This is a genomic window from Evansella halocellulosilytica (assembly GCF_002335745.1).
Taxonomy (GTDB): domain Bacteria; phylum Bacillota; class Bacilli; order Bacillales; family Salisediminibacteriaceae; genus Bacillus_CA; species Bacillus_CA halocellulosilytica.
The window spans coordinates 1034884-1056843 of record NZ_NIST01000001.1 but is presented as its reverse complement, the minus strand read 5'-3'; the positions used below and the strand labels follow the sequence as shown (position 1 = coordinate 1056843).

The window sequence follows — 21960 nt, the reverse complement described above, 5'->3', positions numbered from 1 at the left end:
TTACATAAATGTAAGACCTTCTTATACGACCTTCGTCTGAGAAAGCATCTTTACTTAAACCAGTCATTTTTTATTGCATACATCGCCGCTTGTGTCCGATCTTGAACTTCCATTTTCGCAAAAATATGGGTAATATGTGTTTTTACCGTTTTTTCTGTAATATGAAGCTCTGCAGCGATCTCCTTATTACTGCGGCCTAACGTAATTTGCTCAAGCACATTCTTCTCTCTTTCAGTCAGCATCGAGACATCTTTTCCGTCATCTGTTGTCATTTGGTCGATTAATTGGTTAGTGACTTGCGGATGAAGGGTCTTGTTTCCAGCCATTGCGGCTTTAATTGTGTCGATAAGTACACTAGGTTCAACATCCTTTAACTGGTAGCCAATCGCTCCGGCTTTAATCGCAGGCAAAACAGAATCTTTATCAGAAAAACTCGTTAACATGATCACCTTTATATGAGGATATGTAGCGACAATTTGCTTTGTTGCTTCTATCCCATTCATTTCAGGCATAATTAAATCCATTAATACGACATCCGGCTTTAGTTCCTCCACTTTCTCAAGTGCTTCTTTACCATCTTGTGCTTGGCCGACGATATTCAAGTCAGGATGAGTCTGAAGGAAAAATCGTAATCCTTTGAGAACGACAAGGTGATCATCGACAAGCAAGACATTTATTTTCACTCGTTTTCCTCCTCTCCCTTAGATCGGTGAGGGACAGCGACTGTAATAATCGTCCCACTCCCTTCTTCACTGCTAATACTTAATACTCCATTTATTTCAGCTGCTCTTTCTCGCATACTCGATATTCCGATCGACTTTGTACTTTGTTCGACCCGCTCCGGTACAAAACCTCGACCCTGATCAGAAATTTTCATTCTCAATTCATCAGAATCCTTTTCAATTCTGATCCATGCTCGGTTTGTTTCGGCATGTTTTTTTACATTATTTAGTGCCTCTTGGCCAATTCTCCAAAATGCCTTTTCAATCTCTTCAGGAATCGGAACCGTTTTTTTCATATAAATCGTTAAATGAATATCTATTTGTTCAGCATAGTCTTGTAGTGCGCCAAGAATACCTTTCACTTCACCTTGAGAACGCATTTGCAAAATGATCGAACGCATTTCATTTAAGGATTCTTGAGCTAACTGGCCGATATCATTGGCAGCTTCCGTTATTTCTGGTTGGCTTCCCTTCATTAACTCTTTCAGACCTTCTGCCATTAAAGACAAGGAAAACAACTTCTGGTTGACTGAATCGTGTAAATCACGGGCGAGACGATTTCGTTCCTCAGCAAGCAGCCATCCTTGCCACTCATCGTAAAGACGAATCTTTTCCATCGCTAAGGAAATGTGATCGGTCAACACTTCAAGAATTTCCATTTCCAAGCCTTTAAACGTTTCTGTTTCGCGCCCCAAATAAAGAACGCCAACCGGATCATTGTTCATATGAATTTCATGAATTTTTAAAGGGATTGCTACAGTATACTGATGAGCCGTCACTTCAGGTAACCTTTCATCCCGTTTGTTACTTATGCAATATGACCGCTCATTGAAAGCTCGATTAATAATATGTTCATGATCAGCGAGCTGATCGTTTTTCAACTTACCTTTGCCATTGGTATAAATCGACTTAAGTACTTTCTTCTTTCCTTCTCTTAAAACGATTGCTGCTGTCGGCCACTGAAAATGTTGGGAGACTTCTTTGACAACCGTTTCAAGCAGCTTATTCATATCATTAATTTTCCATATATGACGGGTTACATTATTCGCATTTGCATAATAATTAACAATATATTCGGCTATTTTATCAACAGCCTGTTTTTCTCTTTGTTCATAAAGTCTCGTTCGTTCAATAGCAGTTCCTATTTGAAAAGCAACTGACTCTAAAAAAGTCAGCTCTTCCTGACTAAAGCTTTCTTTTCCTGGTGACCCGACATTTAAAAGGCCAAGGCGTTCTCCTCGAACGGTTAAGGGGATCGTCGCATGGTGTGTCAAATTATCCGTATCACCCCAAGAATACTTTTCTGCATTGTACAACCGCTCGCATTCAATAATATTTACCGCTTTATCCAAATCACCATTCCAATAAAGTCCAAGGCAAAAACAGACATCGCATCTCATCGGCTCTCTATTATCCTTCGCTAAAGCTGGAGGAAGATTATGGTCTGCTACGTGTTCATAATCTGGTTCATCGTCCACAAGAAAAATCCATCCAGTCTTTAGATTCGTTAAATCTAACAGCTTTTCAAGCGTCGTTTCCAGCATTTCTTTCATGTTTACATTTTCGTTCAATGTTTCAGCAATCGTTTTTAAGATGTTCATTTCATGATAGTGCTCTTCTTTGTCTGACATCGTCTCACCTCCATAATTGTTTTCCATCAAAACTCTCTTCTTTTATTTTAGCAGAAGTGAGCGAAGGAGATGATGTTTATGTCAGTTTAGTGGGTTTAGTCAATTTGTGTATTAATACACTCCTACTTCCCTATATAAACTTATACTTAATTGTATTCACATATTGAAGCATACAAGAATGAAGCAAGTTCAGCTGTACCCTGCTTTCATCAGATAGGGTTCAAAAGTCGAGACAACTCGAAAGATAACATCTTCGTCTAAACCCCCCCCCCGAGTACTGCGAGAACGCCGAAGTCACCACATCCGTATGGAAGCTCGTGTAGGAAACGCTCGTGCCTCCTGCTAGTCTAGACAGCAATCGAGAGTGTAAAATTATATAAACTACGAGAAGCGTAGCCATGGTTGTTTCTTATCTTTCAAGAAAAACCTAAGGTCAAACATCCAAAACCGACCACTTCCACACAAAACTACTAACATACACTCATTCCACCCGAAAAACGACTGCATACTAATGTATGCAGCCATACTTCTCTCATTATCGTCAAAATAACGTAAGGCGAAGAACGCTGCTATCTTCCACTACTCGCATCGCTCCTTTGTTTATCTGCTAAAGCATTCAGCTAATATCCCTGCTCCGGCGTGAACACCAAAGACACTATTTCTGCGATTACTCCGAGATCGACTTTAAGAAACCCGTGTTTTGAATTTCTGTTTCCACTTCAAATTCTACTTTTAATTTTGGGTAATACTCGGATCGCCAGTTTTTTAAGTCTTCTCTATGAATATTATTTCTAAAAAGTTGGCCAAGTGCCAAAATATCTGCCTCACTTTGTTTTGCCTTTGAAAGCATCTGATTAAATCGATCGGTTAACAGTTGATTTATGTCACTTTTTATTTGTTCAACTGACGCTTCCCCCCTCGTCTCTAAAATCACTACTTTCAACTCTAACACACTACGTAAATGAGGAACACGATTCACTAATTCACTTTTATGGCGCAACCTTTCGTCCACGATTAATACACTCGCTTCCTCCAACACTTCTATTTTTGCTTGTGTCGTTTCCCCATTAAACGCATTAAAAAGCAGTGTTTCATCTGAAGTAATTTGCCCGACCATTTTTCCATTTTTTATAATTGCTGAGCCTAGATGTTCAATAATTGTCGTATCCCCAGAAACGATTATTGGTAAACTGACATCTTGCGTATACGAATAAATCGTTCTATACACTTGCCAAACTCTCGTTAAGGCAATATGCGGTGTCCACCCAGCATGCTTTTCAAAAAATTCAAGAAAATTAATACTCTCCCCATCCATATTCTTAATTATTTTGGGGAAAAATTGATTTAAATTCTCTTCGCATACGACGACTAATGCATTTGGAGAAACATCTCGTGCTCTCATAAAACCTGAAATAATATCATTAATCCCCTCTTCTGCTAATGGCTTTTCGATCACGACAACTTTCACATGGAGCAAATCAATCCTACTCTCCATATTCATACTTAACTTATCGATAGCATTTGTGATCGTATACCCTGACCCTTTAATGATTTTATTGTGAACTCTATTATCAATAAGCTCCTGTAATTGAAGAGTGATTAGATAATCATCACCTTCCTTTGCAATCCCCATGGCAACCGGCATTTGGCGGTGATCAATATCTTTCGTATCCCAGCATCCACCTAGAAGCGCAATCATGAACAGAGCTAACGTTACTTTTCCTGCCCACCTAACCATTTTCAACGTTCCCCTTTCTTTGCGACCGCCACCCTAAAATATAAATCGATATTGGAACGACTAATAAAGAATAGAACCTAAAAAAGGTATTCCACCAAAACAGCTTGTCAATGTCATTCCAATTGGGGATGATCAGGCAAACGACAAACGTAAGCACTGTCAGAAAGTAAATGATATAGTTAGGCTTAAGCTTCGGGAAAAATCCTGTCATAATTCTCGACATTTTCCATAACACTAACGAAACTAAAAGCATAATAAAAATGATTAAACTTAACAGGAAAAACATCGTCACCCTGTCAAAAATAAGCCAATGTATATAAATCGAATCGAGCACTAAAATGAAAGGAAAATGCAACGTAGCAGATGTCGCCTGGCCAAACGTAAGAATTGGAGTATAAACAGCAAAGAGAAAGAAAGGAATAAGCAATAAAGCCGCTAGCAGCACTTTTTTACGGTTGTAATAAAAATAAGGCTGCACAAAGCCAAGAAATAAAAAACCGCCTGTAAAAGCAAAATAGCTTTTGTAGTAAGAACGTTCAGTCAAAAATGAATAATCGATATCAAATAGGGGAAAGAAATAACGCCAATCAACATTTTGAAAAGACATAAAATAAATAAATATAGTAAGCGGAAAAAACAAAAGAGCAATTAAGAGACCCGTTCGTAAAATGGCTTCAACCCCTTTTGTCGCAATATAGGCTGCAATTACGAGGAACAACACGATAATTGCCCAATCAGGTGTTTCTGATAAAAAAGCGATATTAATAATTTCTGAATGAGCACTCACTGTAGTGATGGTAACTAAAAGGAAGTAAATCATAACCGGTACAAGGAAAATGAATGATATCCCTTTTCCAGCTTCAAAATATATATCAACAATGCTTTTATTTTCAAAAAAGCTTAGCCCTTTCATAAAAATCCATATAAAAGTAATGTGAACAACGACCCCGATTAGAATCGGCAGCCAATGCGTCCGGCTCACACTATCTATAATATCAGCTGGGTACATAAACAGAATGAGCCCAATATGTATAAGAAGATACATGAATACAACATGTAAGCTTTTATCCACTCTTTTATCATCCTTTGCTTGAGTTTAAGTGAAGATAAGAGACACCAAATGACGTTAAACTTGCAAGATAGGCACATACAAATAACATTCCGACCAATATTCCTAAAACACCATAAATTGAAGCTAAAACAACAATGACATATTTAAATAAACGAATTGCAAGTGCATTTTGTACCCCAACAATCGCGAAGTTAGCAATCGTTGTGGCTGCAAGAATAATAATTAATAAATTGCTGACTAATTGTGCATCAACGATCGCTTGTCCAAGAATAATCCCCCCTACCATTGATATCGTCGGACCGACACTTTTAGGTAACCTGACACTCGCTTCAAGAATTAACTCGAGAATGACAAGCATAATAATGATTTCAACGAGTGCAGGATACGGAACGCCTTGACGGCTTTGAGCGATCGACAATGCCATTTCCATTCGTAAAACTTCTGGATTGACAGCGACTAACGCGACATATAAACCAGGTATAATTAATGTAGCTAACACGCCAATGACTCGAACTGAGCGAATAAGCAGCATTAAAGGGATCGTAAAATTTCGGTCATTATCAACGGTAAACATGTCCCATAACAGACTTGGAAGGATGAGTGCATAAGGAATTCGATCTATTAACAACACAACTCTGCCCTTTAATAAAAAACTTACAGCCTCCAAAGTCAGTTCTGTCGTCTGAAATTTTGATACCGAATCCCATGGGGTAAAATTCAACATTTTTGATAGCTGCTGTATATTCGTAACGTCCATTTGATTGTTACTTTCGACTTGTTGGCTAATTTTCTTTACTAAACTCATATCAACACGGTCTTCATCATATAAAAGCGAAAGCTTCTTTTTTTTCTCATGACCGACGTTATAGGATTGCACACATAACCGCTCAGAACTAAACCCTCTTCTAAGAATGCCGATATTTGTATCTAAATCTTCAATAAAAGAACTTAATGAACCTTGTAATACATTTTCACTTGATGGCTGTTCGACTGCACGATTTAAAGATTTGAAAATGGGCTCAACAATGACAAACTTGTCATCGCCAACATGGATAATCATCTTTCCTTCAACAATAGACGCGGTGGCTTCCTCTATACTCCCCTCCTTTACCTTTCCTAATAACGCCAGCAGCTTTTCAAATGGGATCTCGCTAGCCACAGCACGATCAACACATTTTTGAATCGTCACCTTTGTCTTATCAAGGTCAATTAACGTCTTAAAGCCAAAAAACATGACTGGGACATCTAATATGTAATCGATCTGGTAAAAAAAATCGTCATTATTTTGAAACTTATTTTTGATATCTTCTACAAAGTTATCCATTCCATAAATCCCTTCATAGGCTAATTAGACTTTGTTATAATGTCTTCCATTTCATGTTTTTTATGCAGTTGAACTTGCTGCTTATAAGGCGCATTCTTAATAAACGTTACGTTCTACTAATTAGATGTCTGCACTCACACTTCAACTGCATTGACAGATGTAAATCAAAAAAACGACTGCATATCTATGTATGCAGCCGACTCGTTTATTCCTTACTTCTCTTCTCCCACTCGCTTAAGTACATGCGCTCAGTCAAGTTGTTTGGATTTCTCACTTTACAAATTAATTCTAGACTATTTCCGTCTGGATCATTGAAATGGATCTTCGCATGGGAAACACCGTTAGAAACGAGAACAAATGGTTCTACTGGTTCAAAGCCAAACGCTTCCCTTGGCTTGTACCTTTTATTTTCTAACCAATTGACCGAATTTTTTAAATCTGTTAAAGACACATGAAAAGCAATATGTCTGATCGAAGGATGGTATTCTAAATGCACTTGTTCCGATTGCCAAAGGCCAAGCCAGCTCTTATCTTTTTCGATCCATAAAAATGCGAGATTATCGCCAACACGGTGATCAAACTCCAATCCAAGATTTTCGTAAAACTGTATGGAGCGTTCTAAATCACTTACAGGTAGATGAGCTTCATATAAACCTTTAATCATTGTACTTACCTCCTTTACTTCATCGTAAAGGAAGATAAATATACTGTCTCCCGATTATGGATTGAAGTTTCATACGACTTTTGTTGTAGCCTATTTAATATTTACGATATCTAAGTCTTGCTCTTGTAAATATTCAATGATATCTGGCAGAGCATCAACGACTGCTTGTGATTCGTGGAGAAGGATAATTGAACCTGACACATCGTTTTTATGTATTTGATTTATAATAGCTTCTGCACTTCTCGACCGCCAATCTTCTGGATCAATATCCCAAAGGACCATTTTATGATCGTGCTCTTCCATTAAATCGATCGTTTTTTCATTATAAGCGCCATATGGAGGCCGAAATAACTCGACAGGCTCATGAATAAGCTCTTCAATTAATTCACTTGTTACGACAAGTTCCTTTTCTTGCTCGTCACGATTTAATCGGTTCATATTAACATGAGTCATTGAATGATTTCCAATCGAGTAACCGTTTTCATGAACATACTGCACATAACCAGGGTGTTTTTGGATATTCATTCCAGTAAAGAAAAAAGTCCCACCAACTTGATATTCATTTAAAATGTCAGTAATTTTAATCGTATTTAGTGTTGGTCCGTCATCGAAAGTCAGTGCAACACTGCCTTGTGGAATCGTAAACGTTTGTAAGCCAGTTACTTCTATAGCAGGCATATTCCTTTCGGTAATGGCGTTCGTTTCATAATTTCCACTTGAGGAAAGAAGCACTTCTCTTTTGCTTTTTAAAAGGATTTCTTTTTCTGGAGATTCATAAATCACATTCGCTTCTTCGCCATATACCGGCTGACTAATGTGATCGTAACCTGAATACCCTAATAAAAATATGAAGGCAGCACTTAGTACCGCAACAGCAATCAATGTGAGCCTGTTGTTACTAGATTCCGGTTCTTTTTGAACAGGCTCTTCAGATTGAACAGGATCGTGAACGGTTACATCAGGAAGCGCATAAACTTCATCAATATCGCTAACACTCTTAATCGCTTGTAAGCCTTTAACATATTTTTCAGAACATGAAAAATAAACTCTTTCGCTTTCATTCCGGTACGTTTTAGTTACATAGCTCAAGCTTTGCTTTTTGGTCGTGTTCCACGAATGATAAAAGGATAACCTAAATTTATAATGATTCCCTGCGTCAGTTAATACTTGCAACTTACGAGCTGTATCAATATCAATTTCCCAAAGAAGTTCTACTTCTTTTTTAAATGATAGTTTCATTCGCAAAAATGCTTGATCTGACGTTTTTTCTATGGATAAGAGTTCAAGTAGCTTTTCGTGGTAGACTGACATGGCTGCCCCCTTTCTTTTAGGTTCAGGTATCAGTTATTCCGAGTGAGATGTCGACGGCTTTTTCGGGAAGGACAAAGACATTCGTTCTGTAAAATCGTTAATCGTTCCTATTAATTCATTTTTCTCATCTTGAAGCTGTTGGAATTGTTCCTCATGTTTCTCGTTTTCTACTTCTAACTCTCTCACTTTTTCTTCAAGATCTTTTATTTTCAGCATACTTTCATACTGATTGTTCTTCGATTCTTCATTTAATCGATTATATTTATTAATCTCTTTTTCTAGTTGATTTGATAGCTTTTCATAATCATTTTTAGAAGAGTACTGGTAATCTTTATAGTCTTCAAGTAGCTGGTCATAGCTCATTTGCTTATTCGTCAAGTTCGTTTCCAATTGATGAATTTCTTCACTTTTATCTTGTATAAGCTGATCCTTCTTAGTCAAATCGTGCTTTAGACGGTGGATTGATTCATTTGCTGATTCTAATTTGTCTTCAAGACCTTTTTTATTATGTAAAATTAATTGCCGGTCATTTAACATATTTTCTAAAGCTACAATTAAATCTAACGATATTTTGTCTTGGTTTTCTTTTGAAAACAAATTGTTATTGTTTGGATACTCTGCTGATTCAGGGTGATTAATATTGTTCGGTTCATCTTCTTCCCTACCAACTTGTTCACCAGCATGTTCACGATGTTGGTCATTTTCGTTCGGATTAGAAAGAACTCCTTTTAGCCAACCTCTTGATTTGTTTTTTGTCTCTTTCGTCATCTTTTTCATCTCCTATCACTCTTCTTTTCAATCGTATATGTACCTTTCTTCACACCCCTTTTGACCCACCAAAAGTTCACCTTAGGTTATTAACATACTATCAATTGGTACCAAAAAACAGATAGCCACCTAATCAGGTTTTTCGGTAACCTACTACCGTCGTAACTTACATTTTTGCGATCATTGTGAAACAAGAGACCTATTTTATCCCCAATCCTTTTATACTATTAAATTATACACATCCAATTGTTCAATTCCACAAAATTAGACATTTTTAGGCATTTTAACCCTTTATTTTCATGCGGAATATAGGTCTTTTCACTCAATACATCGTTATCATTCATTGCAATCGTAAGAAAAAACTCCACAAACTGTGGAGTTAGAAGAGTTTGGAAGAATTCATCATCTTATTGTAGATTAAAACGGAAAAGTAGCGGACAAATAAGAAGTTCCAAGGATATCGAAGCATAGCTTAAACTAGGATATGTTTATTAGATCTAATTTTTGACAGCACTTATTATCAGAAACATTGGACGGCGAGTCTCATCACGCCAATCCTCGTTTTGTTTAAGCAGATGTTGAGAGGGCTGAGGTTCTGCAACCTTTACAATCGAAAAGCCTGATTCTATCAATGCATTCATATGTGTGGCAACTGTGCGATGGTATTTCACAACATCATTGTCTAGAAATCTCGCTTCTCGTTGCCCTTCATTTTGATAGCCATCGACTGGCCAATGCAAGCGCTCACCGTTTGGTCCGTAAAACCAATCTTGTGCTGCTATTGCAGTAAAGACCGGATGCTCTACCGATAAGATGAAGCTGCCTCCTGTAGTAAGACAGTGATGAATGTTTTGACAGACAAGATCGAAACGCTCAGTGTAGTGGAGGGCAAGGGAACTAATGACGACATCAAACTCTTCTGCTTCGAAATCAATGTCTTCTATTCCCATCCTCTCATAGGTTACTGCAGAGTCATTCGTCATATCCTTTGCACGGCGCAGCATCTTTTCTGATAGGTCGATGCCAACGACTGACTGTGCTCCTTGTTTACGTACGTAGCGACAATGCCAGCCATATCCACAACCAAGATCTAATACACGTTTCCCCTTTAAATCAGGAAGCATGGAACGTAAAGCAGGCCATTCTCCTGCAGATTCCAAGCCCTCTACAGAACGACTCATTTGACTGTAGTTTTTGAAAAATGCAGGATCATCATATTTGTTCTGTTTCATCTCATCCACCCCTAGAATGTTGTTTGTCGAGAATATTCTACTCTCATTAAACTAGCGTACCAACCAGGTGTAAAGGTTGTATATATATTCAAATGGCAGGTGTTTATACTCATGTATACAAAAATGAACCAAGTTCACGTGAACCTGGTTCATTTTTGTAGGCTTCAGAACCCGAGGAACCGCGAGGTCAGATAACCCCGACACCGGCAAATCTCCTAACTAAACAAAAAACAATGCGATATTAAGCTAATTATTTATTCACTTCTTCTAAAATCGCCTGCACGAATGGATGCCCTTCCGCCAAACCACAAACTTCGTAAAGCACCTTTTCATAGCCAAACTCTTTTATTTTTTCTTGTAATTGCACTGCTTCTTCATCGTTTCGGTAGTCGTATTTTAGAGCGGCAGCAATCGTTTTAATTAAATGTTCTGGCTCGCCTTCAAGCTGTTCAGCATATTGAAGAGCTGGGTTAATTAACCGATCATTTCTTCCTAGCTTACGAATCGGACCTCTCGCAACCCGCGGTATTTCATCATTCATGTGCGGATTCATAAAACGGCCGATAATTTTTTCAACGTAAAGCTGATGCTCTTCCGCAGCAAAGTTATACTTTTTGATCAATACATCCCCCGATTCCGTTAAGGCTCCCTTCACGAGTGGTAATACTCTTTCATGTTCCATCGCATCTTTAATTGTTTTTAACCCTGCTTGATAGCCTAAATAGGCTGCAACGGCATGACCGGTGTTTACCGTGAACAGCTTCCTTTCAATGTACGGGGTTAAATCGTCCACAAAAGTAACGCCTTCAATGGACGGTACATCACCAATCATTTGAGATCTGTCGACGACCCACTCAAAAAACGGTTCAACTAAAACCATTAGCGGATCTTCATTCGTTTGATCTGGCACAATTCGATCGACAGCGGCATTAGGAAAAGCATAATAGTGATCAAACTGTTCTTTTTCATGAACCGTGAGCGCTTCATAGATTTTTTCTTTTAAAAACGAACTTCCGCCAACCATATTCTCACAAGCAATAATATTTAATGGCTTTGACGTCACTTCTGCACGTTTTTTCAACCCTTTTGCGACAAGCTCAGCAATGATCTTTAACACGTGCGGTCCGACAGCTGTTGTCACAATATCAGCAGAAGCAATCGCCTCGACCACTTTCTCCGGGTTTTCGATACTGTTGATCGCTCTTACATGTTGTACGACATCTTCTTTCGTCTCCACACCAGCAAGTACAACACGATATTGCTGTTTTTCATTGATTAATTGAACGATTTCGTCATTGACATCAACAAAGCAAACGTCATAGCCTGCATTGGATAAAAGACTTCCAATGAATCCTCGACCAATATTTCCTGCTCCAAAATGAACGGCTAACATTTAATTCACCTCATCAAATAGACTGATGATATCTTCAGGTTCATTGGCTTCAATAATTTTTTGAACATTTTCCTCTTCTGAGCAAACGATCGCAATTTGTGAAAGGATATCAAGGTGCTCATCCCCTTTACCTGCGATGCCGATTAACACTTTCGCAATGTTCCCATCCCCAAAATCAACGCCGTCAGGAACTTGGATCACGGTAATCCCAGATGAGATGACCGCCTCTTTCGCATCCTCTGTTCCATGAGGGATCGCAACAAAATTCCCCATAAATGTTGAGGTGATATTTTCACGTTCAATCATCTTGTCGATATATTCAGGGCTTACATAGCCTTTTTCTACTAAAACTTGTCCTGTTCCTCTGATTGCTTCTTCTTTATTTGAAAAACTTGCATTCAGGATAATGTTTTCTGCTGGTAAAATATCTTTTTTCATGATTTGCTCTCCTTTTTTAACACCTTTTCTTCGTATTTCATTTGTAGTTCATTTTCTAATAAGCGTTTTATCTCTTCTTCTTCACTGGATTCAAACTGCGTGATCGTCTGTTCATCACGGATAATAAATGAACTAATCCCGCTTAAAACTTCTAATGTCTCCTCATTGGCCTCATCTTTTGGGGCTAGCATGAGAATCATTGTCTTTATATGAATAACTGAATCATCCATCGCTTTTACAGGAATAGGATGACTCAGTTTGTTAACAGACACACTAGGCAAACGAATATGATCACTTCTCGTATGGTATAACGCTATGGCCGTTTCTGGTATCCCGAGACCGCCAGTTTCCTCGCGTTTATGAAGGTCATGTAAAACAGCACCAACACTTGTGATCACGTTTTTCTTTTGCAATGTTTCACATAAATCTTTTAAAATTACTTCTTTTGTAGCTTCTTCTCGAGTAGTTGAAATATGCAATTCATTTAAAATGTGATAAATCGCATTTGCATAGTTTTTTACCTTCGTCATTTCCTCTAGAAAATTAGCTCGATACATATGTTCGTTCGTTTTCCCTGCACGAGAAGACTCCTCTAATGCAAACTCTTTTTTCTCAAATAAAAATCTCTTCACTTTCTCGACATCATCAGGCAATAATAACGGATTCACAACTAAATAGTCATTTTCAATTTTTAGAGGAATCGTCGAAATGATTGCATCAAAATCTTTTAAACGAACTGTCTCGAGATCAAAAAGTGAGGCATTAACGGTCTTAATCCCGGCAATTTCTTGTTCCAATTTAGTAGAAAGCATTTTTGACGTACCGATTCCACTAGAGCAGACGACTAAAATGTGGTACGTTTTGACGATATCAGTCTTCAGCAGAGCCGAAGCAAAATGCATCACTAAATAGCCAATCTCTTCTTTAGGTACATAGAGGTCTGGAGTCATCTCCTTTACCACGTTTTGAATCGTGTCAAAAAGTTCGCGATAATCGGTTTCAATTTTAGATAACAACGGGTTCGAGATCCCCATATTTTGTTTAATTCGGTACATTGCCGGCCTTAAATGTGCGACTAAACCTTGGTATAAAGATACGTTTCTCGTTAAATCTTGACCAACTTCATCACTGACATAACGGATGAGCTTTTGAGCAAATAGACCGATGTGAAGGCTTGGCTCTTCAAACATATCGTCATTCTCGTTCCGAAGCTTTGCTCCCATTAGGTGCATCGTAATATAACCGACTTCGCCATGAGAAATCTCAATACGAAAAGCGTCTTCTAATCCAGAGACAATCTTTTCTGCCACTTTATATTCTCTCGTCTCCTTCAATTGATTTAAATCGTCTAAATCAAAATTTATCTCTTCACCTTGCTGAATTCGTTCAATTGCAAGAGCAAGGTGTACGACGAGGCCGATATATGCACTATCAGCAATGGAATAAGGCAGTTCAGGCTTGATTTTCTCGATTTGCTTTTCAATCGTTAAAAGCTTCTTTTTGTCGACTAAGCCTAATAAACGGTCGGTAATCGTATCCATATACTGAGTCGATTTTTTTTGAATGTTTTCTTTTAATATGGAGATAAATTCGAATTCATCAATATTCTCGATGATGAGCCGGCTCATTGCTTTTCTTTTGGCCGATTCTGTCCCGGTAATCTCAACACCATATCCTCTTTTTCTAATTAATGTTAAATCAAAAGGGGCAATTCGCTCTTCAACTTTGTTTAAATCATTACTAATGGTAGCGATTGTAACATTTAAATCATTCGCTAATGAGATCAATTTGACCGGTTCTTTTTCATCAAGCAATTCAGATAAAATCATATTTTGCCGTTCTTCTGGTGTATATTCGTTGTGAGAGAGAGTAAACAAAAATAGCTTTAACTTTTCTTTCCCTTCCTCGTCACCCGCTACTTGAATGCCAGAACCAGACTTTTTCATTAAACGAAGTCTGTACTCTTTTAATATTTCTTCTACACCTTTTAAATCACGATGAACAGTACGTGCACTGACGTCCAATTCTTCTGCCAACTGCTTTACTGTCGTTTCGTCACTTTTATCTAACAAAAAATCAAGTATTTTTCTTTCCCGTGCAGAAATATACATTTTATCCACTCCACTATTTCGGGTACGCTTCATGAAAAAATAAGCCATCCACCATGACAAACATGAATTGTTATCCCTTTCACTTATTATGATAATGTCTGTGAACCCTTATCTCAACAAAAGGTAGATATAGTTTCGGCATAAGCATTGTTGCCAACATTTAATAACTAAAGCGCCCGTATATGGCAACACGCGCTTTCCCTCCCTTTACTAGTACTTGCTATGCTAGGTTGCACACGGCAAAGTGACACGTTCTGTCCGTCGAGAAAACTGCTAGGTAAGATCGTCGGCTAAAACCTCTGCGTCCAGCGAGAACACTGAGGTCATCACATCCGTATCGAAGCGCGAGAAACATCCTTGTAAAAAATTTTAATTTTATTAAACCGAGTAGGCGTCGCCATTACTGACCACGCCTCTCACAGAGCACACACGTGCGGATCTTCGCATGTGGCTCTTCCCATATATCCCTTTTAGAGATAACGTTCATCATAAACAGATGATAAACTAACGAGTCCAAGTTCTGAAAAGAACTTATTGTCTAGTGCCGCATGAACCATTGGACTTTTGGAACTTCGCCAAGCAAACATACGGATTCCTCTAAGGTTTTCTTCCCTCCATCCCTTTCTTCTCAGAAGGCGGTGGAGGTTCTTTATATGTCTCCAGCTTCTTAGTTGTACCATTCGTAACCGTCTTCTTATCCAGCTATCCCATACTTTGAATTTGTTCTTCACATTTCCATAACGAAAATAATTTGCCCAACCTCGAATGTATGGATTTAATTTGTCTTGGATAAGTAGTTGAATATCAACTGTTTGGTTTCGACGAGTCATTTCTTTCACTCGTTCCTTGAATGTCGCCTCTTTCTTAGGGTCTATTCTTCGAATATCTCCGATGAATTCATAGCCTAAGAATGTAAATGGCTCTTTGTTGGCGTTGACAACTTTAGTCTTTTCTTGATTCACAGTTAGACTTAGCTCTTCCTCAAGAAATCTTGAGACACTTCGCATAACTCTTTCTGCGCCTTTTGAACTTTTACAAAGAATGATAAAATCATCCGCAAAACGGACGATTCGGTGACCTCGCTCAGTCATCAGTTGATCAAGCTGATGTAAGTAGATGTTCGAAAGTAATGGACTTAGCACGCCACCCTGCGGAGCTCCCTCAGGGGTATCTTCGTATCGATCTCCTACCATGACACCTGCTCTGAGAAAACGGTGAATGAGTTTGATTATAGACCCATCTGTCACTCGTTTCCTTATTTGATGTTCCAGTTTATCATGTGGGATCGTGTCAAAGTAGGATTGTAAGTCGGCATCGATGACATAATGGTATCCTGCATTCAAGTGTTCAGTGACTTTGTCTAAAGCCATATGAGCACTTATTCCGGGCCGAAAACCATAGCTACACGGAAGGAATTCTTCTTCGAAGATCGGTTCCAATACATTTCGAAGAGAAGCTTGTACGATGCGATCTTCCACCGTTGGTATCCCTAGTGGACGTTGTTTCTTGCCATTATCTTTGTCGATCATCTTTCGTCGAACAGGTTTGGGTCGATATTGTTTATCTTTTAGCTTCTGTTGGAGCACTTCTAGATTGTCCTCCAGCTTTGCTTCATAGCCTTCAATTGTTACCTTATCAACCCCTGGTGCACCTTTATTCTTCTTCACTTGATAGAAGGCACTTACTAGATTCGCTTTCTTGTACACTTTGTCATACAAACTGTACCATACACGTCTTTTCATCTGTTATTCCCCTTACGCCATTGCTTTCGCTTCTTCCTTTGTTTCTGCTTCCCCATATAAATGTGATTCTACAAGGTTGATAGCTCACGGCAATAACTTTGTGCATCTATTTTGGCGGTAGACGGTGTACCCTTCTGTTCCACCCTGGCATCAGCCCCCTTGGCTCTTGTCCAGCTTCTGTCTACTTCCGCAGTCATAAGTAAGCCTACTCACATTGTTCTTCTATGGGTCACGCCCTTCGCACGAATCCCTACCTTTTGAGTATAGGTTCGCAACTGTATCTATGTACAGTTTCACTCATGTGCTGTCCTCGCTACTGTCGCCAGTAGGTCATTGGCATGTGCTTCTTCACTACTATGGCGATCTCTGACTTCTCCCTTTAAAGCTCATCCTGTGTCCTTGGCTTAGCCTTGTGACATCAGTACCTACTTTAGGAAGCAGGGAGATCTCAATGGGTCACATCATGTACTTTCCCTCTAACCCAGCCCTCATAACACTTTGAGTTTCTAACTATTCGGACTTTCTGTTGTCTTGCACAGTCATCCAACTCTCGTGCCAACATGGGATATCAGCTCTGTTCAGAGGTTTGCCTTCAGATCCTCCGCACGCTACTTCACAGTCAACGCACTACCTGTCAGCTAATGCTTGCCGGCTAGTCGATGCATTCGGGACTTTCACCCTTTAGCACATGTGCTGCCACTCGCGAAAAACAGAACTGACTCATGATAGAATCAGTTCTGTCCATCCTTATTTTAAATCTTTCATGAGCTCTTCATACTTCGGACTGTTTAAAAAGTTTTCAACCGAAATATGGTGAGCAGTCGGCAGCTTCTCTTTCGCACGAGATGTTAAATCTTTATGCGTGATAACGATATCGGCATCACTCGGAATATTGTTAATCGAAGTGTTCGTAACATCAATGTCTAACCCTTCTTTTTTAATTTTATTCCTTAAAATAGAAGCTCCCATTGCACTTGATCCCATCCCTGCATCACATGCAAAGATAATTTTGTTCACTTTACTTGATTCAATTCCTTGCTCTTCCACAGGGTTCACCTCTTTTTCGCTAGTGAACGTACCCGTTACTGAGCTTTTCTTTCCTTTCATTTCTTCCATTTTTGCTGCAGATGCCGCAATATCTTCTTCCTCGTTTTGCTTGCCAGTTCTTAAGATCAATGCAGCTACGAGGAACGATACAACTGTCGCTACGATAACCCCTAGTAAAACACCGAGATGATCTCCTCTTGCTGACATCGCCATTAAGGCAAAAATACTTCCTGGAGAAGGTGGTGCTACTAAACCGACATTAAATAGAGCGAACGTAAACACACCGCTTACTCCACCTGCAATCGCTGCTAAAATTAATGCAGGTTTCATTAAAATGTAAGGGAAGTAAATTTCGTGAATTCCACCAAAGAAGTGGATAATTCCTGCACCTGGTGCTGTCAGTCTCGCTGAACCTTTACCGAAAATCATAAACGCTAACAAAATTCCTAAACCAGGACCTGGGTTCGTTTCAAGTAAAAACAAGATCGACTTGCCCGCTTCTGCTGCTTCACCTGCACCAAGCGGACTTAAAATCCCATGGTTAATCGCATTATTTAAAAATAATACTTTCGCTGGTTCAATAAATATATTTGCCAGTGGGAGTAATCCCGCATTAACGATCACTTCGACTCCTGCTGCCAGTACCTGATTTAAACCGAATACGACTGGGCCGATTGAGTAGTAAGCAAACAATGTTAATAACATTCCTAAAATACCAGCAGTGAAATTATTAATTAACATTTCAAAGCCTTCTTTTACTTTCGGCTGGATGTATTCGTCTACCTTTTTAATAAGCCAGCCAGAAAGTGGCCCCATAATCATAGCTCCTAGGAACATCGGAATATCTGTTCCGACAATGACCCCCATCGTTGCCGTAGCACCAACTACGCCACCACGACCGTCATAGATCATCTTTCCTCCGGTATAACCAATTAATAATGGCAGTAAGTAAATGATCATCGGATCAACAAGTTGTGCTAAATCTTCATTCGGGGTCCAACCATCAGGAATAAAAAGTGCAGTAATAATCCCCCAAGCAATGAATGCACCGATATTCGGCATAATCATGCCACTTAAATAACTGCCAAATCGTTGTATCTTTACACGAAAATCAGCTTTATTTTCATTCGCCATTTTCATTCTCCTTTCATTTATAAAATGAGTTTTAATAGTATTTCGGCTTATAATTAAATGATACGGTTGAAATAAAGCGGTTTCAATTTAAACAAAAAGCCTTTTTGTCATTCACAATGTTGTCATAATTAAATTGTGGAAAATGGGAGGAAATCGCGGAATAAGAATATCGTTTCTTTCTCATCCGATGAATCTAACACATTTTAAACTAACGATTCATCATTTTTTAAAACTGGAATTGACTTTTTAGAGTAAATACTCTACACTTTTTTTTAGAGTATTTACTCTAAAAAAGAGGAGGGGGTAGCGTGACAAAAAGGACGAAGGAGAAGATTATGACCGCTGCTATTGAATTGTTTAATGTAAATGGAACTGGTGAGGTGTCTACTAACCATATTGCAAAGGAGATAGGGATTAGCCCCGGAAACTTGTACTATCATTTCAAAAACAAAGAAGAGATTATTCGTGCAATTTTTGACCAGATGGTCGCTGATTATAATGCTATTTGGTCATGGGCAAATGATAAAAACGAATTTTCCTTTGATGATATTAGGACTATTTTAAAAAAAAGCTTTGAGTTGGAATGGCAGTATCGTTTTTTTTACAGAGAGTTGATTGTACTAATGAAGAATGATCCTGAATTAAAAATGATGCATAAGCACGTACAGCAGCACCGAATAAAACAGCAAAGTCAATTACTTCACCGATTCGTTGAAATGGGTGTACTTAAAGGTGATAGGATAGAAGATCATTTTGATTCGTTATTAAAAATCAGTTGGATTATTAGTAATTATTGGCTATCGTTTCTCGAATCGAGTGGTGTTGAAAAAGTTACAGAAGAGATGCTAGAGGAAGGTATTGATCTCATTATGATGAATTTTAAGCCTTATTTTTCAATAGAGGAGGAGTGACATTGTGGATGCAAACATTTCAAGAAGAACCTTTTTAAAGAAGGCAGGAGCATTCATCTTCGTTGTTGCTTTTGGCGGAGTCATTTGGCGTGCAGTCGACGAAGGAGTGTTTCAGGCTGGGAAGGGGCCCGCTTTTGAACCATGGGAAAAAGATGATGAAGGGCCGTTTCATGATCAGCTTCATTTAATTAATGCTGCGATCCTTGCTTCGAATCCACATAATAGTCAGCCATGGTTATTTAAAGTATCCGATGATTATATTGACGTGTATGCGGATATGAGCAGACACCTAGGTGCTTTTGACCCATTTAAACGTGAAATGTTTATTGGACTTGGATGTGCAATTGAGAATTTAATGTTAGCTGCAGAGGCCAACGGCTATCACCCTCGAATACATTACACCCCCATGACATCGGAGCCATTATGTCTTGGACGTATTCACCTTAAAAAAGGTAAAGTTAAACCTTCCCCACTTTATCACTATATTTATGAACGACATACGAATCGTGGATTATATGACCTTGATCTATTGATTTCTCCTAAACTATTTGAAGAAATGGAATTCCTTACTTCAGAAGAAAGAAACGTCAACCTGCAGTCGTTCCAATCCACAGAAGAAAAAAAGGTAATCAGTGACCTTATCATCAATTCTACTGAAGCGATTATCGCAGATGAGGAAATGAGTATCGCTAGCAATCGTTGGTTTAATGATAGCTGGAAGGAATTACAAGATTCCCGTGACGGAATTACATTAGATGCGCAAGGCGAATCTTTTTTGATTCGGACATTTGGAAAAATTCTTCCGCCATTGTCTAGAGAGAGGAATGATAAGTTTTGGCTAAACGCAACAAAGGAGAGGCACACTACCTCCGCTGCAGCATATGGACTGCTTTCTGTTCGAAATGCATCTGACCATGAAGAACTCGCACGCGCAGGACGTGTCTGGCAGAGACTCCATTTATTTGGAACAAAAGAAGGATTAGGAATGCATCCACTAAATCAATTAAATGAAATGAGTGACCGTGAGAAAGCATTAGGAAGTACTCCTTTCTTTCAGTCGGAATTAAAAAGATTAACACCATCTACATGGGAAGGTATTTTTCTTTTTCGATTAGGATATCCTCTCAAAGATCCATTACCTAGCCCTCGTAGAGCTATTGAAGATGTCTTAATGTAAAATTATTTTTCATTAACAAAAAAGAGTATTCACGCCCCCTACTTATGACACTGCAGTTCCTTCATCCGAAGGTACTGTTTCTTTTATATGCTACTGGGCTTTATGTAATTTATCCATTGAGGATCGTTTTTCTCTACAATATGCATATGTATCGTTCGAATGTTCGGCTCACTTTCCTTTACGAGTAAATAACCGCCTTGATTCTCCTTATTTCCGCAGTTTAAATAACCGAAACGAGTCAGCTTTTCAATGATTGGTTGTATTTTTTCCACCGTATTAACAGACACAGCAATGTCGAGTATCGGCTTTGCAGACAATTCAAGAACCGATGTACTGCCGACATGCTGGATATCTGCTACAATGTCTCCAATATGCTTACGAACCATCTCGGCTTCAGCCTCATACAAAGCAGCCCATGTTTGTTCATGAGTTACAACACGTACGACATTACGTTTTAGCCCAATCATTATAGGCCTCTCCTTTGCACAATAGTATTCGATATAGACTTATAAAGCTCCTTTATTTGTTAAATTATATAAAACCTGAATCCGTGATGAATTGATGTATTCTTTGTATGAACCTTAAAAATCTTTTGATTTAACTTGGTGGAGTAAAATTCGAATCCATAACTGGCGGACGCTTTCACTCCACAGCACAACGGATGTCGCACTTATGCTAGAGGTGAAAACGAGTAGATGGATGGCACCTCAACACCTGTTATCACGGGTTCAGGTAAATGTAAAGACCAAATCGTGTTGCAATTTGGTCTCCACTCACGGCAAAAAAATTCTCTAATCACTAATTACTTACACCTTTCACCGCTTGATTAACAATTTTCACTAATTCACTGCTGTATGTCTCTAAATCAACTTTTTTATTCCCTTCGGCAGTAATCATATACTCGCCAATACCACCTTGAATAAAACTAGCCATGACCTCTACATTAAACTCCCCAAAAATCCCTTGCTTTTGACCTTCTCGTAAAATATGTTGCAACTCTTTTAGAACAGGCTCATCATCTTCATCATTTAACTTATAGTATGGGATATTTTCATCAGTTCTCGCATTAAAGATAATTTCGACCAGTGCTGAATTGTGGGTAGGATGTGTACCTTGATAAGCTAAACTAGCGACAATAAATGTGTTTAACTTTTCGTTAGGTGACGTTTCTTGACTCACCCTTTCTAAAATATAGGATGTTGACCTTTCGATCAGATTCATTAACAAGTGATTCATTAAATCGCTTTTATCAGAAAAGTGGTAGGAAATTAACGCTGTACTGATGCCTGCTCGTTTTGCGATCTGAGACAAGCTCGCTTTTACATATCCGATATCATCGAGCGTTTGAATTGCTGCTTCAATAATTTGTTCCCGTCTTGCTTCGGCGATAAAAGATTGCTTATTTCCTTCTTTTTTCTCATCCTTCAATTTATGTTCACCTCACTCTCTCTTTTTCCCCCTATAATCCATTATAAATACAAAAGATACGAAAACGAACTAGGAAGATTGCCCCATTGTACGTTTTCGTTGTTATTCATTATTACT

The 21960-nt window shown here is 38.6% G+C and carries 18 protein-coding genes; 2 read left to right on the top strand and 16 right to left on the bottom strand.

All coding sequences use genetic code 11. The annotated features are described in order from the left end of the window. Nucleotides 1–50 precede the first annotated feature (50 nt). The 14 genes from CD001_RS05000 to CD001_RS04935 all read right to left on the bottom strand — a co-directional run bounded on the left by CD001_RS05000 (nt 51) and on the right by CD001_RS04935 (nt 18333). Nucleotides 51–683, bottom strand: a complete 633-nt coding sequence (locus CD001_RS05000) for a response regulator (protein WP_096186465.1) — start codon at nt 681–683, stop codon at nt 51–53. Further along, nucleotides 680–2353 carry a GAF domain-containing sensor histidine kinase gene (locus CD001_RS04995; protein WP_096190494.1) on the bottom strand — a complete coding sequence of 558 codons (1674 nt, stop codon included), beginning with the start codon at nt 2351–2353 and terminating at the stop codon, nt 680–682. The genes CD001_RS05000 and CD001_RS04995 overlap by 4 nt, the downstream gene beginning before the upstream one ends. Before the next feature lie 667 nt (nt 2354–3020). Continuing rightward, a complete protein-coding gene (locus tag CD001_RS04990; protein WP_096186464.1) occupies nt 3021–4091 on the bottom strand; it encodes a Ger(x)C family spore germination protein in 1071 nt (356 codons plus the stop codon). Then, complete coding sequence (locus CD001_RS04985) at nt 4084–5163, bottom strand: spore germination protein (RefSeq protein ID WP_257009706.1); 1080 nt, start codon at nt 5161–5163, stop codon at nt 4084–4086. The genes CD001_RS04990 and CD001_RS04985 overlap by 8 nt, the downstream gene beginning before the upstream one ends. Nucleotides 5164–5170: 7 nt before the next feature. Further along, a complete protein-coding gene (locus CD001_RS04980; RefSeq protein ID WP_096186463.1) occupies nt 5171–6487 on the bottom strand; it encodes a spore germination protein in 1317 nt (438 codons plus the stop codon). A 205-nt stretch (nt 6488–6692) separates the two neighbouring features. Beyond that, the gene (locus CD001_RS04975) at nt 6693–7151 is read right to left on the bottom strand and encodes a VOC family protein (RefSeq protein ID WP_096186462.1); all 459 of its coding nucleotides are present in this window, start codon (nt 7149–7151) and stop codon (nt 6693–6695) included. 90 nt (nt 7152–7241) lie between these two features. Continuing rightward, nucleotides 7242–8462 (bottom strand): polysaccharide deacetylase family protein, encoded by a 1221-nt coding sequence (locus CD001_RS04970; RefSeq protein WP_096186461.1) that lies wholly within the window; start codon nt 8460–8462, stop codon nt 7242–7244. A 33-nt stretch (nt 8463–8495) separates the two neighbouring features. Continuing rightward, entirely contained in the window at nt 8496–9230 is a 735-nt protein-coding gene (locus tag CD001_RS04965; protein WP_096186460.1) for a coiled-coil domain-containing protein, read from the bottom strand. 497 nt (nt 9231–9727) lie between these two features. Continuing rightward, nucleotides 9728–10462, bottom strand: a complete 735-nt coding sequence (locus CD001_RS04960; protein WP_096186459.1) for a class I SAM-dependent methyltransferase — start codon at nt 10460–10462, stop codon at nt 9728–9730. Nucleotides 10463–10712: 250 nt separating this feature from the next. Beyond that, nucleotides 10713–11855, bottom strand: coding sequence for a mannitol-1-phosphate 5-dehydrogenase (locus CD001_RS04955; protein ID WP_096186458.1), 1143 nt, complete (start codon nt 11853–11855; stop codon nt 10713–10715). Beyond that, the gene (locus tag CD001_RS04950) at nt 11856–12293 is read right to left on the bottom strand and encodes a PTS sugar transporter subunit IIA (RefSeq protein ID WP_096186457.1); all 438 of its coding nucleotides are present in this window, start codon (nt 12291–12293) and stop codon (nt 11856–11858) included. It lies immediately after the preceding gene. Beyond that, nucleotides 12290–14404, bottom strand: coding sequence for a BglG family transcription antiterminator (locus CD001_RS04945; protein ID WP_096186456.1), 2115 nt, complete (start codon nt 14402–14404; stop codon nt 12290–12292). Before CD001_RS04945 ends, CD001_RS04950 begins: the two co-directional genes overlap by 4 nt. A gap of 470 nt (nt 14405–14874) precedes the next feature. After that, nucleotides 14875–16146 (bottom strand): group II intron reverse transcriptase/maturase, encoded by a 1272-nt coding sequence (ltrA, locus tag CD001_RS04940; RefSeq protein WP_096186455.1) that lies wholly within the window; start codon nt 16144–16146, stop codon nt 14875–14877. Between the two features lie 747 nt (nt 16147–16893). Next, on the bottom strand, nt 16894–18333 hold the full coding sequence (locus CD001_RS04935; protein WP_096186454.1) for a PTS mannitol transporter subunit IICB: 1440 nt from the start codon (nt 18331–18333) through the stop codon (nt 16894–16896). Nucleotides 18334–18635: 302 nt separating this feature from the next. On the opposite strand from CD001_RS04935, the gene CD001_RS04930 reads away from it, so the two are divergent. Both CD001_RS04930 and CD001_RS04925 read left to right on the top strand, forming a co-directional pair. Beyond that, nucleotides 18636–19238, top strand: a complete 603-nt coding sequence (locus tag CD001_RS04930) for a TetR/AcrR family transcriptional regulator (protein WP_096186453.1) — start codon at nt 18636–18638, stop codon at nt 19236–19238. A 4-nt stretch (nt 19239–19242) separates the two neighbouring features. After that, nucleotides 19243–20415 carry a hypothetical protein gene (locus CD001_RS04925; protein ID WP_096186452.1) on the top strand — a complete coding sequence of 391 codons (1173 nt, stop codon included), beginning with the start codon at nt 19243–19245 and terminating at the stop codon, nt 20413–20415. An 83-nt stretch (nt 20416–20498) separates the two neighbouring features. Here the strand turns inward: CD001_RS04925 and CD001_RS04920 are convergent, their stop codons facing one another. Both CD001_RS04920 and CD001_RS04915 read right to left on the bottom strand, forming a co-directional pair. Beyond that, nucleotides 20499–20882 carry a GrpB family protein gene (locus tag CD001_RS04920; RefSeq protein ID WP_096186451.1) on the bottom strand — a complete coding sequence of 128 codons (384 nt, stop codon included), beginning with the start codon at nt 20880–20882 and terminating at the stop codon, nt 20499–20501. A 331-nt stretch (nt 20883–21213) separates the two neighbouring features. Then, a complete protein-coding gene (locus tag CD001_RS04915; RefSeq protein WP_096186450.1) occupies nt 21214–21843 on the bottom strand; it encodes a TetR/AcrR family transcriptional regulator in 630 nt (209 codons plus the stop codon). Nucleotides 21844–21960 lie beyond the last annotated feature (117 nt).

Excerpts from the sequence above, each read along its gene's own strand:
- CD001_RS04995 (WP_096190494.1), bottom strand. The coding sequence starts at position 2,353 with ATGTCAGACAAAGAAGAGCACTATCATGAAATGAACATCTTAAAAACG.
- CD001_RS04990 (WP_096186464.1), bottom strand. The coding sequence starts at position 4,091 with ATGGTTAGGTGGGCAGGAAAAGTAACGTTAGCTCTGTTCATGATTGCG.
- CD001_RS04980 (WP_096186463.1), bottom strand. The coding sequence starts at position 6,487 with ATGGATAACTTTGTAGAAGATATCAAAAATAAGTTTCAAAATAATGAC.
- CD001_RS04975 (WP_096186462.1), bottom strand. The coding sequence starts at position 7,151 with ATGATTAAAGGTTTATATGAAGCTCATCTACCTGTAAGTGATTTAGAA.
- CD001_RS04970 (WP_096186461.1), bottom strand. The coding sequence starts at position 8,462 with ATGTCAGTCTACCACGAAAAGCTACTTGAACTCTTATCCATAGAAAAA.
- CD001_RS04965 (WP_096186460.1), bottom strand. The coding sequence starts at position 9,230 with ATGACGAAAGAGACAAAAAACAAATCAAGAGGTTGGCTAAAAGGAGTT.
- CD001_RS04960 (WP_096186459.1), bottom strand. The coding sequence starts at position 10,462 with ATGAAACAGAACAAATATGATGATCCTGCATTTTTCAAAAACTACAGT.
- CD001_RS04955 (WP_096186458.1), bottom strand. The coding sequence starts at position 11,855 with ATGTTAGCCGTTCATTTTGGAGCAGGAAATATTGGTCGAGGATTCATT.
- CD001_RS04950 (WP_096186457.1), bottom strand. The coding sequence starts at position 12,293 with ATGAAAAAAGATATTTTACCAGCAGAAAACATTATCCTGAATGCAAGT.
- CD001_RS04945 (WP_096186456.1), bottom strand. The coding sequence starts at position 14,404 with ATGTATATTTCTGCACGGGAAAGAAAAATACTTGATTTTTTGTTAGAT.
- ltrA (WP_096186455.1), bottom strand. The coding sequence starts at position 16,146 with ATGAAAAGACGTGTATGGTACAGTTTGTATGACAAAGTGTACAAGAAA.
- CD001_RS04935 (WP_096186454.1), bottom strand. The coding sequence starts at position 18,333 with ATGAAAATGGCGAATGAAAATAAAGCTGATTTTCGTGTAAAGATACAA.
- CD001_RS04920 (WP_096186451.1), bottom strand. The coding sequence starts at position 20,882 with ATGATTGGGCTAAAACGTAATGTCGTACGTGTTGTAACTCATGAACAA.